The organism is Mycetocola sp. Y442 (assembly GCF_056898615.1).
In genome coordinates, this window is sequence record NZ_JBXHBV010000002.1 from 782,621 (window position 1) to 794,956 (window position 12,336).

The window sequence follows — 12,336 nt, forward strand, 5'->3', positions numbered from 1 at the left end:
AGCGTGTCGCGGCCTGCGTTCGGGTGACACCTGCTGTGGGTGCGCGCGCCTGGCACCCGCAACAACCGTCACTCGAAGCGGTACACGGGGTGCATTGGCGACCGAGTGAGCGTGTCGCGGCCTACGTTCGGGTGACACCTGCTGTGGGTGTGCGAGCCTGGCACCCGCAACGACCGTCACTCGAAGCGGTACACGGGGCGCATTGGCGACTGTGTGAGCGTGTCGCGGCCTAGGATGATGCGGTGAGCAGGTCGATCGGGGTGTGGGGCGCGTTCGTCCTCGTGCACGTCACCCTCGGCTGGATCTGCCTCGGCATGCCCGGCACCGGTATCGGCGCGTACGCGATCGGGCTCCCGCTGGGCGACGTGACCCTCGTGTACCAGCGCTGGGTCGAGCAGGCGCTCGCCGGAGACGGAATTCCGGGCATCGACGAGCGGTGGGTGTACCCGGCTGCGGCGCTCCTGCCGCTGTTCGCCGCGATGGCCGCGGGCCTAGGGAATTACGGGCTCACGTGGCTTGCCCTCGTGACCGTGCTCAATGCCGCCGCTCTCGCCGTGCTGCTCGGGCGTCACAGCTCTCCGCGTCGCGTCGCCGCGGCGTGGTGGTGGATCGCGTTCACGGCAGCCCTCGGACCGATCGCCCTCGCTCGCATCGACTCGATCACCGTGCCGCTCGCGATCATCGCTCTCCTGGTTCTGGCGAAGCATCCGCGTGTGGCCGGCACCCTGCTGGCACTCGCCACCTGGATCAAGGTGTGGCCCGCGGCGATCATTGCGGCCCTCGTGATCGCGTCGCGCTGCCGGTGGGACATCGTCGCCGCCGGGCTGGCCACGAGCGCCGTGATCGCACTTCTCGTTGTCGCTGCCGGCGGGGCAGAGTTCCTCTTCGGTTTCGTCACGGAGCAGGCCGATCGTGGGTTGCAGATCGAAGCTCCCGCGGCATCCTGGTATCTCTGGCTCGCGGCGCTGGGATCAGGGCCGAGCGCCATCTACTACAGCACCGAGATTCTCACCTTCCAGGTGACTGGGCCGCACGTCGACACGGTCGCAGCCGTTCTGACACCCCTGAGCGCCGTCGTGGCGGCGGCTGTGGCGTTCGCGGGCGTCGTGGCGGTCAGGCGGGGCGCCCCGGTGGTCCGCGTTCTGCCGCCGCTCGCGCTGGCGCTCGTTGTCACGCTCCTGCTCGTGAACAAGGTCGGGTCGCCCCAGTTCGTGACATGGCTGATCGCGCCCGTCGTGCTTGGCGTCGTCTGGCGGGGGCGCCGCTATCTCGTTCCGGCGGTCATCGCCCTGATCATCGCTGCGCTCACGCATCTGGTCTACCCCTACCTCTACGGGCACCTTCTTCTGGCTGACCCGGTTCTGGTCGCGATCCTCACGGTGCGAAACCTCGGTTACGCGGTTCTGCTCGGCTGGGCGATCACGGCCGTTGTTCGGGCGGGCCGACGCGTTCCGCCGAGAGGCCCTGTCACCGGTGCAACCGACGGAGTTAGCATGGAGAACGAGACCGCACACCGCTGAACTAGCCAGGGAGTAGTCATGCTCGTCGCCTTCAGTGTCGCACCGTCCGGCGGCACCAACCCCGAAGCGTCACTGCACGATGCCGTCGCCGCGGCCGTGAAGATCGTGCGGGAGTCCGGGCTTCCCAACTCGACTGATTCGATGTTCACGACGATCGAGGGGGAGTGGGACGAGGTCTTCGACGTCATCAAGCGCGCGACGGATGCCGTCTCGCGGTTCGGACCGCGCGTGTCACTCGTGCTGAAGGCCGATATCCGCCCGGGGCACACCGGTGAACTCACCGGCAAGGTCGAGCGGCTGGAACGCGCGCTCGAGGGAAACCCGTCGGAGTGACCCGGTCACCCGGCCTTGGGGCCGGGCACAGGAAATGACCCGCTGCAGCGGTTCGTGTGCTGGTCAGTCGAGGATGATGCCGTCGAGGATCGCGCGCTTGCGGAGCGCGACCTTGGTGCCGACGTCGAAGCCGGACGCGCGGTACTTCTCGCGGATGCGCTTGAGGTAGCTCTTCGCCGTTTCCTCAGAGATACCGAGTTCGTAGGCGACGCTCTTCACCGGCTCGCCCGCGGCGTAGAGTGCCATGACCCTGCGCTCCTGGGCGCTGAGCTTGGGAGATCCGCTCTTATTGGCGTTGAGCGCGATGTCGAGCTCGTGCGAGATGAACGACTCACCGATCATCGCCGACCGGATCGCCTCGACGATCATCGAGGGGTCTTCGGTCTTCACGAGGTACCCAAGCGCGCCGGAGGCGAGTGCCTCGCGGACGACGGCGGGATCCGAGTACGTGCTCATGAGCACCGTCTTCACGCCCGTCGTCTTGAGCGTCGAGAGCTTGAGCGACACGGGGATGTTGTCCTTGAGGTCGAGGTCGAGAAGCACGACATCGACGGGGAACTCGGGGTGGGTGAGCAGCTCCGGCCAGGTTGGGACGGCGGCGACCATGGTGATGTCGTCCGCTGCGCCGCGAATCCACTCGGTCAACGCTCCAAGAAGCATTTTGTGATCATCGACGATCGCAAGCCGAATGGGTGCCTCTGCACTGCTCATCTGTCTCCCCCTCTAAGCATCCGTTGGCCTAGTGGTCAATCGGATTGTCCACGGTGCACTCTATGACAACCATCAGCGCGCCGGGCGTAGTGCTATCAACATACCGTCCTGCACGGCCAAGATGCTGCCATGTGGCCGGTTCCACGTCAACGCGCCGCATCCCCTTCGCCTCAATCCGGATCGGGAAGCGGATACCGCCCGAGCGATCCGTGCCCTGGGCAGCCGCAGGACCGAGGGTCACTATCGCTTCCCGCGTCGTGCGCTGTTCCCCGTACATCAGCAGCCAGAGTGCCGACAGCAGGCCGTCGCGCTGGCGCTGGTTCAGCAGCCCGGCAAGCGATTCCGGGTCGCGCAGGTCGACAGCCCCCGACAGGAAATCGGACTCGCTGATGGCGTGGTGCAGCCAGGTGTGTCGCCGGCCAGCGATGAGGTGGAGTCGCAGTTCGGTGGCGAGCGCTCCGGCGCGGGCCGCACGCTCGTCCTCGAGCGGGAGTGGCTCGCGGCCGCTCGCGATGTCGTCGAAGAGTCGCTCAATCTCGAGGTCGATGGACGCGAGTTCCTCGGATTCGAGCATGCTCACGCCGAACGCGGGCGCGGTGACCGTTGACTGGATGAGCACGCGGTCAAGGGTCATCATCACCATTCGCCGGTACGAGCCCACGATGGCCGCGCCGATGAGCGGTGGCATGATCGCGAGGGTCCAGAGCAGGATGTCCGATCCGAGAGCGAGGGTGTCCGGCCCGGGATTCACGGCATAGTTCACCGCAAGCGCCACGGCGAGTGCTGTTGTGACGATAATCAGATCCCGAACCGGACGGATGCTGGCGATACCGAGAAGCACGCCGCCGACCGCGATAGCGGCGGTCGGGAAGAGCCCGAGGTCGCTGAGGCCCCACACGGCCGCCAGATCGAGCACCACGACAGCGGCGAGCCCGATGCTGAGCATGACAAAGGCGAAGTTGCCGAGGATGAAACCGTTAGCGCGCACCACGATGATGGTCGCAACAGACGCTCCGATGAGGAGCAGCCAGGCGGCGACATTCAGGGGCAGGTTCGGGTATTCGGACACGTGGAGCGAGAAGCGCCACAGGCAGCTCAGGATGATCATCGCTCCGGCGACCGCGAGTCCCGTGCCGAGCTGGTGGGTCCCGAGCGAGGCTCGCGCTGCGGCGGTCCGGTTCGGCCTGCGGGCAGTTCTGGTCACTTGGGAACCTCCAGTACGACCGTCGTCCCGGCGTCGGGAGCGCTGAAGACACGGACGCTTCCGCCCGCGTCGCGCACCCGCGCGACCACGGACTCGGCGAAACCGAGCCGCCCGCCTTCGACCGCCTGCGGATCGAAGCCGACCCCGGCATCCGTCACGACACCGCGGACAACCTCACCGTCATCGCTGAGGGTGACGTGGGCGACCGTTTGTCCCGAGTGCCTTCGCACGTTCTCGAGGCACTCACTGAGCGCGAGGACGAAAGCCTCGAGTTTGGTGCCGGGGAGACCGAGCTGGCCAGAGCCGTGCCAGTTGATGTCGAGCCCGATTGAGCCGAACCGTCTCTTGAGCGCCTCGAGGGTACCGCCGAGGGCGAGTTCGGCGGTGTTGGTCAGGGTGTACTCGCCGCTCGACTTGGGCTGGGGGGATTCGCCGAGGCGCAGTCTGGTGAGCAGGGCCCCGTCAGATTCGGCCTGGGCCCTGAGCGCCTCGGGGGCAACTCCGACGCCGGAGTGAGCGAGCAGCGTGAGCGTCGCGAGTACTGTGTCGTGCAGCAACCGGGCGTCCCTGTGCCGCTGGGTTTCCGTCTCGGTGGCCCGGCGCTCCACGTTGTGTGCCCGGCCGATGCTCGCAACGCGGGCCATGATGCGCGGGAAGCTGGACCGGAGCCACAGGCCGAACATCGTCGAAACGCCCCAGCCGACGGAGATGAAGACGAGAAGCGGGAGAGTGCGGGGGTTCACGCCGGTGCTGAGGGCGAGGATGGTTCCTATCGTGCTGATGAACGCGAGAGCAAGGCAGGCGAGCTGCCCCCAGGTGGAAACGAGGATCGTGGCCATCGACCCGATTCCCCAGGCACCGATGGCCGAGATGGCGCTCCCCGTTCCCATGTTGAGCTGACCATCTGCGGGGATGTAGATCGCGGCGATGGTGGAGAGCCCGATGCTGTAGGTGAGGATCATCCAGAGCGGGTCGGGCCGGTAGGTCATGATGATTTGCGCGGCGGCCAGGGCAGCGAGAAGGAGCACACAGGTCAGGTAATTCGGAAACTCCATCGCGGCGGGAAGTGACAGGCAGATCAGAGCGGTGACGGTACCCGTGAGGCCGAAGAGCCTGGTGGTGCGGTACAGCAGTCGCGCGAGTTGCCAGCTGAAGCGATCCCGCTCTTCGGCACTCAGTCGTTTCGGGCTCATCCTTCGCCCGTGAAAGCACCGAACGGGCGCTGGAGGAGCGGATGCGCGTCATCGAGGGTGCCAGCCATGTTCGGCAGTATATTGCCAGCCCGGTGTTCGCGAACGTCGACGCGGCCGGTTCTGCCGCTCAGGCGGCAGGCGATTCCAGCAGGCGCGAGAGGTGGAAGCTCACCGCGACGTGTTCGATCAGGAATCCGTCGTGGCCGTACTCGGACTCGATGACCGCCGGGGCGGTTCCGTCGATACCGGTGCGGATGCCCGCGGCGATGCGTTCCTGGCCCTCGACCGGGAATAGCCGGTCAGAATCGATTCCAAGCACGAGCGTTGGGGCACGCACCCGACCGAGGGCTTCCTCGATCCCGCCGCGGTCGCGACCGACATCGTGCGAGTTCATCGCCTCGACGAGCGTGATGTAGCTGTTGGCGTCGAAGCGGCGAGTGAACTTGTTGCCGTGGAAGTCGATGTAGGACTCGACCGCGTACTTGCCGCCGTCACCGAGGGGGCTGATCGGGGACTGCCAGCTGCGTTCGAACCTGTCGTTGAGTTCGGTCGGGCTGCGGTAATTGAGCAGTGCCATGCGTCTCGCGAGGGCGAGCCCCCGATGCGGACCCTCACCGTCGCGTGCGTCGTAAAAGTCACCGCCGGCGAACAGGGGATCGGTCTTGATCGCCTCGATCTGCACCGAATTGAGCGCGATCTGGTCTGCCGTGGTCAGGGGAGGTGCGGCGAGGACCGCGAGACGGCCGACCCGCTCCGGAAAGCCGACGGCCCACTCCAGCGCGTGCATTCCACCCATCGAGCCGCCGATGACCGCCGCCCAGCTCTCGATGCCGAGCGAATCGGCGAGGGCGACCTGCGCTCTGACCTGATCGCGGATCGTGGTGAACGGAAACCGTGACGCCCATTCGAACCCGTCGGGTGAGAAGGAGGCTGGCCCGGTCGAGCCCTGGCAGCCGCCGAGCATGTTGGGAGTGACGACGAACCAGACGTCGGTGTCGATCGCGAGTCCAGGCCCGACGATCTCCTGCCACCAGCCGGCCGTGGGGTGACCTGGACCGGCCGGGCCCATGACGTGGCTGTCGCCGGTGAGCGCGTGGGCGATCAGAATCGCGTTGTCTCTCTCGGGGGAGAGGGTGCCGTAAGTCTCGAAGGCGATGCGGACGTGTGGCAGGCTCTGTCCGCTCTCGAACTCCAGCGGACCGAGGTCGGCGAACAGGCGGAATCCACGCGGGTCGCCGTCACGCCACGCGCCCGTTGCCGGGGGCTTGCCGAGCACGTGCCTGGTGTCCGCCTCGGTGATAAAGCGGGACGGGACCGTGTCTTCGGGTGTCTGCCAGTCCATGCGTCCATTGTGCCCAACCGGAGTCCAGGCCGCCGTCGTGTTACGACTGGCGGCTTGATTCGCTCAGACGGATGCCGAAATTCGCGCGATTCTGCGAAGCGCGGCATCCTCGGAGGTCGACCGGCGGCCAAGAATGCGTCGGACGCCGCCGAGAACCACCCGGGTGGTCGTGACGGCGGGCCACAGCGGTCGACGAAGGCCGAGGAGCTCACGGTACTCGCGGGGGATCGACGCCACCGCGCCGGCGAAGAGCACCCGGTAGGCCGGAATGACCCCTCGTGACAACGGAGGATTGCGGATGAAGTGCACGATCTCGGCCACTCGCTCGTCATGTTTCAGGGTGCCTGCCGCATACACCGAGTGCAGATGCTCCTCCAGCTCAGCGGCCGATCGGGGTGGCTGCTCGACGCCGATGAGCTCGCCCGCCTTCGCCCACTCGCTGACATAGGCGTCTGCGCCGCCGGGAATCGCTGAACCCCAGAGAAGCTGGCAGGCCAGAAACGAATCGGTGAAGACCGAGTGCACCCAGTCGAGGAGTTCCGGATCGCCGGCCGCGTACTCGCGCTCATCGCCGTTCGCGTCGAGGTACGTTCCCGTGACGCGTTCGTGGAACCGGCCGACGCGCTGCGACTCGGTGACGGCGGTGGCCGTGTCACCGAAGGTGACGGTCATCAGCCAGCGGATGGTGCCGGACAGGCGGCCGAGCGGGTCTTCCCGATACCTCGACCAGTCGTGCACGCCGGCCAGTGCGCCCGGATGGAGTGCCTGCATCAGGAGCGATCGGATGCCGGCGACCATCGTCGGGAGTTCACCGTGCACCAGCCACGACGCCGAGCCCGGACCGAAGAAGCCGGCGTCATCACCGTCCTCGAGTCGGTCCACCCAGGCGGGTCGACCTTCGCTCGAGCCGGAGAGTGTGCTCAGGAGATGCGACTTCCACGCGTCGGCCAGCCTCGTCATCGGGCGAGGATAGCTCCGGCTGCTGGGAGCGCGCCGATCGTCCGGTCGCCGGCAGCTCCGGCGATCGACAGTTGCGGCGATCGTCCGGCGCCCCGGCATCCGCTCAGGGGTTTCTGACCCGGCTACGCCCGCGCGGCCTCGACGACCTTTCGGGCAGCGGCGAGACCCTGCTCGAGGTCTGCCTTGAGGTCAGCGACGTTCTCGAGGCCGACCGACAGGCGCACGAGGCCGGGCGTGACCCCGGTGGTGAGCTGCTGCTCCGGGGTGAGCTGGGAGTGCGTCGTCGACGCCGGGTGGATAACGAGAGAGCGAACGTCACCGATGTTGGCGAGGTGGGAGAACAGGCTCAGCGAGTTGACGAGCTCACTTCCGGCGTCGACGCCGCCCTTGAGCTCGAAGCTCAGCACGGCTCCGACACCCTTCGGCGCGTACTTGTTTGCCGCCGCGTACCAGGGGCTCGACGGCAGTCCCGAGTAGTTCACGCTCGCGATGTCCGGGTGGCTGTCGAGCCACTCCGCGATTTCCTGCGCGTTTTGTACGTGACGCTCGATCCGGAGGGACAGGGTTTCGATTCCCTGGATGAGCTGCCAGGCGCTCGCCGGGGCGATGGCCGCACCGAGATCGCGGAGCAACTGGACGCGCGCCTTGATGATGTACGCGAGGCCATCACCGACAGCCGTCGTGTAGCTTGCACCGTGGTACGACGGGTCCGGCTCGGTGAGGCCGGGGAACTTCTCCACGTTCTTCGACCACTCGAACGTGCCGCCATCGACGATGACGCCGCCGATCACCGTGCCGTGGCCACCGAGGAACTTCGTCGCCGAGTGCACGATGATGTCCGCGCCGTGCTCGAACGGCCGGATCAGGTATGGCGTCGCAATCGTGTTGTCGACGATGAGCGGGATGCCTGCCTCGTGCGCGATGCTCGACACCAGCGCGATATCCAGGATGTTGATGCGTGGGTTGCCGATCGTTTCGGCGAAGAACAGCTTCGTGTTCGGGCGGATGGCGCGGTGCCACTCGTCAGCGTCGTCCTGGTCCTCGACGAACGTTGTCTCGATGCCGAGCTTCGCGAGCGTGTACTTGAACAGGTTGTATGTACCGCCGTAGATCGACGACGACGAGACGATGTGGTCGCCCGCCTGGGCGATGTTGAGGATCGAGGCCGTCGACGCGGCCTGGCCGGACGCGAGAAGGAGGGCGCCGCTGCCCCCTTCGAGAGCGGCGACCCGCTCTTCGACGACGGCCTGCGTCGGGTTCTGGATCCGGGTGTAGATGTTGCCGAACTCGGCGAGGGAGAAGAGGTTCTTCGCGTGGTCCGCGCTGTCGAACACATAGCTCGTGGTCTGGTAGATCGGCGTCGCGCGAGCCTTTGTTGTCGGGTCGGGCGCAGCACCCGAGTGGATCTGCTTGGTTTCGAACTGCCAGGAAGCTGAATCGGCCATGATGAGCTCTTTTCGGGTGAGGGGGCGGGGGACACGCGGGCTGGGGCTTGGCCCTCATTCGAGACTAAGCACCGTGACAGCAGGCACACAATCCCACCGCAACATGACGTAATCGGGCCCACCGCAACATGGCGTAGTCGAACCCCCAAAATACGGCGGTCTATCGGATCTCCGGTCCCGCGTGGACCCGCCGCTACTCTGGAGCAATGACGAGAAGACGCGCAGTGGTGACAGGGGCAAGTTCAGGAATCGGCGAGGCGACGGTTCGCCTGTTCGCGAGCCGTGGCTGGGACGTCGTCGGCGTCGCCCGCCGGCGGGACCGGCTGGAGGCGCTCGCCGCGGAAACCGGTGCCCACGTCGTTGTCGCCGACGTCACGGTGCAGGCCGACGTCGACCGCCTGCGGGACGAGGTGGCGGCATCCGGTGGTGCTGATGTCCTGGTCTGCAACGCTGGCGGTGCTTTCGGCATGGACTCCGTCGAGGCCAGCGACCCCGATGACTGGGCAAGGATGTTCGACGTCAACGTGCTCGGCACCAAACGAGTGATTTCCGCGCTGCTTCCCGTTCTGCGCGACACGGTCGAAGTTCCGGATGCCGCGTCGATCGTCGGCGTTACATCGGTCGCCGGTTTCATCGCTTACGAGGGAGGCGGAGGGTACAACGCCGCCAAGTTCGCTGAGCGGGCGCTCTTCGCCGTGCTCAGGCTGGAACTCGCCGGTGAGCCGATCCGCGTCATCGACGTAGCTCCGGGCATGGTGCACACCGAGGAGTTCTCGCTCGTGCGATTCGGCGGTGACCAGGCCCGCGCCGACGCGGTCTACGACGACGTGCCAGACCCGCTCGTTGCCGATGACATCGCCGAGGCCATCGTGCACGCCGTCGAACTGCCCGCGCGCGTCAACATCGACTCGATCGTCGTGAAGCCGGTCGCCCAGGCAGCCCTGCACAAGGTGATCCGTGGCGAACTCGCGATGAAGCGGAGCTGAACGGCCTGACTCGCGTGTAGGTTCTTCGGCATGACGAATACCGATGGCGCGCTCGCTGGCGGAAACATGAATGCCGTCACCAGGATCGGGAACACGGTTCGGAGAACAGCGGGGCCGTGGACGCCGACGGTGCACCGGTACCTTCGCTACCTCGAGCGCAACGGCATCGACTGGGCGCCGCAGCCGATCCGGTGCGATGACGACAACGAGGTGTTGAGCTTCATCCACGGGGATGTGCCGGTCTATCCGCTTCCCACCTGGATCTGGGACGATGCGGTGCTCATCGACGGCGCGAAGAAGCTCAGGCAACTGCATGACGCGTCGATCGGATTCGGCGTCGACACGGCAATCTGGCAGTCGCCGACGAAGATTCCCTCAGAGGTGATCTGCCACAACGACTTCGCGCCGCACAACCTCGCCTTCGCCACCGACGGTTCAATCGTGGGTGCGATCGACTTCGACCAGGCCTCGCCGGGCCCCAGGCTCTGGGACCTGGCCTATTTCGCCACCCGCGCCTGCCCGCTCACCCGGCATCCGCCCGCCGGCGCTCCCGGTGCCGACGACGCCAGGCGACGCGTTGAGCTGATTCTCGAGGCGTATGGGTCGGATGCCACCTGGCGCGATGTTCTGCGCGTTGCGGCGACCCGGCTGTGGGATCTGGCGGAATTGTCGCGGGAGAAGGCGGAGGAACTGTTCAAACCGGAACTCAGGGCGGAGGCTCTCGCCTACGACCGTGACGCCGAATACCTCGCGTCGGTTCTCCGGGCGTCCGCCTAGAAGTGCGTGATGCCGTAGACCGGGCCGTCTGATGCCAGCAGGCCCTTGAGTCGCCGAGCCGCGCCGTCGGTGTGCTCGATGAGCTGTCCTGCGGCGCGCAGCACAACGGGATCGGCGCCGCCGAGGTAGAGCGAGCTGAGCACCCACGCGTCGAGCTCGATGTCGGGGGTCGCGGAATCCGCGCGTTCCACCCGCGCCGTGGCATCCGTTACCGAGATCCGGAACACGCCGTCGGCGAATCCGAGGTCATCGATGACGCGGAGGACGATGTCGCCGTCGGTGACGTACGGGCGCGCCTCGAGCGCGGCGATCGGGTCGAGGATACGCAGCCAGACCCAGTCCTCGTTGGCGGTGACGGTGATCGCCCTCGGGTCGGCGAGTGCCCAGGACAGTGGGTCGTCGAGCCGACCTGCCCGCCAGGTCACCGAGTCGCACAGTTCGATCGACGCGAGGTAGTACCAGAGGCCCAGGTAGGCGTTGTCGTCGGCCGCGACGAGGTCGAGGACCTCGACCGACCGCGCGTCTGTTCCCTTGCCGCCGAACCGGTAGGAGACGTAACCGTCGATCTCGCCATCGGTGTCGTAGTGCAGCGCCGCGCGGATCGCGCGGTCTTCGTCCTTCGCCTCGTCGGCCTGTCCCGAGATCCGACCCCAGATGCCGGCGTGCCTGCCGACGGAGCCGGTCTGGCTGGCGTGGAACCGGTCGAACACGGCGGGGGCGATGTCGATGAGATCGCGGGCGTCGACCCACTCGGCGGTTCCGGTCGGTGTCGTGAGCAGACGGAAGCGCGCGTCGGTGGCGACGGAGATGTTGTTGGCCCAGGTGGCGGGACCGAACCCGAACCGGCGGTAGATGGTGGCTTCGGTTGCCGTCAGTGCGGCAATCGCCATTCCCGCTTCGTGAGCGCGAGTCAGGCTGTCCGTCATCATGCGGCGGAGGAGGCCCTTGCGGCGGTGGGTCGGACGCACGGTGACGGACGAAATCAGGTGAGTGGGCACGAGGTGACCGCCACCGACGTTGACGGTCTTCTCGAACGAGGCGAAGGTGGCGACGGGGTATTCGGGCGGAAGCGAGGACGCGCGGCGCGTGACCGGGTACGCACCGGTGAGGACCTGGTCGTCCGTCCTCAGGCGGACGGCTGCCCTGGCGACGGCCTCGTCGGTCATGCGGGGGTAGTGGAACGCCTGGTTCTCGATCTGGATCCAACCCACCGTCTCGGCGAAGTTGTCGTCGGTCGGTGCGGCCGCGCCGAAGACGTGGAGTTCGTATTCCTTCTCGTGTTTGCTCACTGCTTAACCGTACCTTGGTGTTCTGAGGAGGAGTTCCGGAGGGGTACCGTGAACCCATGACACCCGCGGCCGAGACCAGCTCCCCAGCCCCCGTTCCAGACCGCGAGGTCCTCAGCTGGGACGAGTTCGGTTCGGCCTCACGCGAGCTGGCGAAGGCCATTCTCACTTCGGGTTTCACCGCCGATATCGTCGTTGCCATTGCGCGCGGTGGCCTGCTTCTTGCCGGGTCGATCTCGTACGCCCTCGGCACAAAGAACTGCGGCAGCATCAACGTCGAGTTCTATACGGGTGTCGACGAGCGACTGCCGGAACCCGTGCTCCTGCCGCCGCTTCTCGATGCTCCCGCGCTCCTCGGCCAGAATGTGCTGCTCGTCGACGACGTCTCTGACTCCGGTCGCACGCTCGCGATGGTGGTCGACCTGTTGCGCGGGCACGGCGCGACGGTGCGCACGGTGACCCTCTACTCCAAGCCCCGGACGGTCCTCGAACCCGACTTCGTCTGGCGCAGGACAGACAGGTGGATCACCTTCCCGTGGTCGGCGTTGCCGCCGGTGACCGCCGACGCACCGTAGGCTC

12 protein-coding genes are annotated in these 12,336 nt (G+C 66.7%); 5 read left to right on the top strand and 7 right to left on the bottom strand.

The window, feature by feature from the left end; genetic code table 11:
* Positions 1-242 precede the first annotated feature (242 nt).
* Both AC1X6S_RS10185 and AC1X6S_RS10190 read left to right on the top strand, forming a co-directional pair.
* Complete coding sequence (locus AC1X6S_RS10185; RefSeq protein ID WP_483405634.1) at positions 243-1,520, top strand: glycosyltransferase 87 family protein; 1,278 nt, start codon at positions 243-245, stop codon at positions 1,518-1,520.
* Positions 1,521-1,538: 18 nt separating this feature from the next.
* Positions 1,539-1,853, top strand: coding sequence for a thiamine-binding protein (locus tag AC1X6S_RS10190; RefSeq protein ID WP_483405635.1), 315 nt, complete (start codon positions 1,539-1,541; stop codon positions 1,851-1,853).
* Positions 1,854-1,916: 63 nt separating this feature from the next.
* Here AC1X6S_RS10190 and AC1X6S_RS10195 read toward each other — a convergent pair whose 3' ends face one another.
* From AC1X6S_RS10195 to AC1X6S_RS10220, 6 genes are all read right to left on the bottom strand, one after another.
* A complete protein-coding gene (locus AC1X6S_RS10195) occupies positions 1,917-2,564 on the bottom strand; it encodes a response regulator transcription factor (protein WP_108390437.1) in 648 nt (215 codons plus the stop codon).
* A 28-nt stretch (positions 2,565-2,592) separates the two neighbouring features.
* A complete protein-coding gene (locus AC1X6S_RS10200) occupies positions 2,593-3,768 on the bottom strand; it encodes a hypothetical protein (protein WP_483405636.1) in 1,176 nt (391 codons plus the stop codon).
* A complete protein-coding gene (locus tag AC1X6S_RS10205; RefSeq protein WP_483405637.1) occupies positions 3,765-4,961 on the bottom strand; it encodes a sensor histidine kinase in 1,197 nt (398 codons plus the stop codon). Before AC1X6S_RS10205 ends, AC1X6S_RS10200 begins: the two co-directional genes overlap by 4 nt.
* A gap of 127 nt (positions 4,962-5,088) precedes the next feature.
* A complete protein-coding gene (metX, locus tag AC1X6S_RS10210; RefSeq protein WP_483405638.1) occupies positions 5,089-6,303 on the bottom strand; it encodes a homoserine O-acetyltransferase MetX in 1,215 nt (404 codons plus the stop codon).
* Between the two features lie 63 nt (positions 6,304-6,366).
* Positions 6,367-7,263, bottom strand: coding sequence for an oxygenase MpaB family protein (locus AC1X6S_RS10215; protein WP_483405639.1), 897 nt, complete (start codon positions 7,261-7,263; stop codon positions 6,367-6,369).
* A 122-nt stretch (positions 7,264-7,385) separates the two neighbouring features.
* Positions 7,386-8,708 carry a bifunctional o-acetylhomoserine/o-acetylserine sulfhydrylase gene (locus tag AC1X6S_RS10220; protein ID WP_483405640.1) on the bottom strand — a complete coding sequence of 441 codons (1,323 nt, stop codon included), beginning with the start codon at positions 8,706-8,708 and terminating at the stop codon, positions 7,386-7,388.
* Positions 8,709-8,914: 206 nt separating this feature from the next.
* Here AC1X6S_RS10220 and AC1X6S_RS10225 point away from each other — a divergent pair, with 206 nt between their 5' ends.
* Together AC1X6S_RS10225 and AC1X6S_RS10230 are read left to right on the top strand one after the other, a co-directional pair.
* Complete coding sequence (locus AC1X6S_RS10225; protein WP_483405641.1) at positions 8,915-9,694, top strand: SDR family NAD(P)-dependent oxidoreductase; 780 nt, start codon at positions 8,915-8,917, stop codon at positions 9,692-9,694.
* A 30-nt stretch (positions 9,695-9,724) separates the two neighbouring features.
* Complete coding sequence (locus tag AC1X6S_RS10230) at positions 9,725-10,471, top strand: phosphotransferase (protein ID WP_483405642.1); 747 nt, start codon at positions 9,725-9,727, stop codon at positions 10,469-10,471.
* Here the strand turns inward: AC1X6S_RS10230 and AC1X6S_RS10235 are convergent.
* Complete coding sequence (locus AC1X6S_RS10235) at positions 10,468-11,760, bottom strand: GNAT family N-acetyltransferase (protein WP_483405643.1); 1,293 nt, start codon at positions 11,758-11,760, stop codon at positions 10,468-10,470. The genes AC1X6S_RS10230 and AC1X6S_RS10235 overlap by 4 nt on opposite strands.
* A gap of 56 nt (positions 11,761-11,816) precedes the next feature.
* On the opposite strand from AC1X6S_RS10235, the gene AC1X6S_RS10240 reads away from it, so the two are divergent.
* Positions 11,817-12,332, top strand: coding sequence for a phosphoribosyltransferase (locus AC1X6S_RS10240; RefSeq protein WP_483405644.1), 516 nt, complete (start codon positions 11,817-11,819; stop codon positions 12,330-12,332).
* The last annotated feature ends 4 nt before the right edge of the window (positions 12,333-12,336 follow it).

Excerpts from the sequence above, each read along its gene's own strand:
- AC1X6S_RS10190 (WP_483405635.1), top strand. The coding sequence starts at position 1,539 with ATGCTCGTCGCCTTCAGTGTCGCACCGTCCGGCGGCACCAACCCCGAA.
- AC1X6S_RS10195 (WP_108390437.1), bottom strand. The coding sequence starts at position 2,564 with ATGAGCAGTGCAGAGGCACCCATTCGGCTTGCGATCGTCGATGATCAC.
- AC1X6S_RS10205 (WP_483405637.1), bottom strand. The coding sequence starts at position 4,961 with ATGAGCCCGAAACGACTGAGTGCCGAAGAGCGGGATCGCTTCAGCTGG.
- metX (WP_483405638.1), bottom strand. The coding sequence starts at position 6,303 with ATGGACTGGCAGACACCCGAAGACACGGTCCCGTCCCGCTTTATCACC.
- AC1X6S_RS10215 (WP_483405639.1), bottom strand. The coding sequence starts at position 7,263 with ATGACGAGGCTGGCCGACGCGTGGAAGTCGCATCTCCTGAGCACACTC.
- AC1X6S_RS10220 (WP_483405640.1), bottom strand. The coding sequence starts at position 8,708 with ATGGCCGATTCAGCTTCCTGGCAGTTCGAAACCAAGCAGATCCACTCG.
- AC1X6S_RS10225 (WP_483405641.1), top strand. The coding sequence starts at position 8,915 with ATGACGAGAAGACGCGCAGTGGTGACAGGGGCAAGTTCAGGAATCGGC.
- AC1X6S_RS10230 (WP_483405642.1), top strand. The coding sequence starts at position 9,725 with ATGACGAATACCGATGGCGCGCTCGCTGGCGGAAACATGAATGCCGTC.
- AC1X6S_RS10240 (WP_483405644.1), top strand. The coding sequence starts at position 11,817 with ATGACACCCGCGGCCGAGACCAGCTCCCCAGCCCCCGTTCCAGACCGC.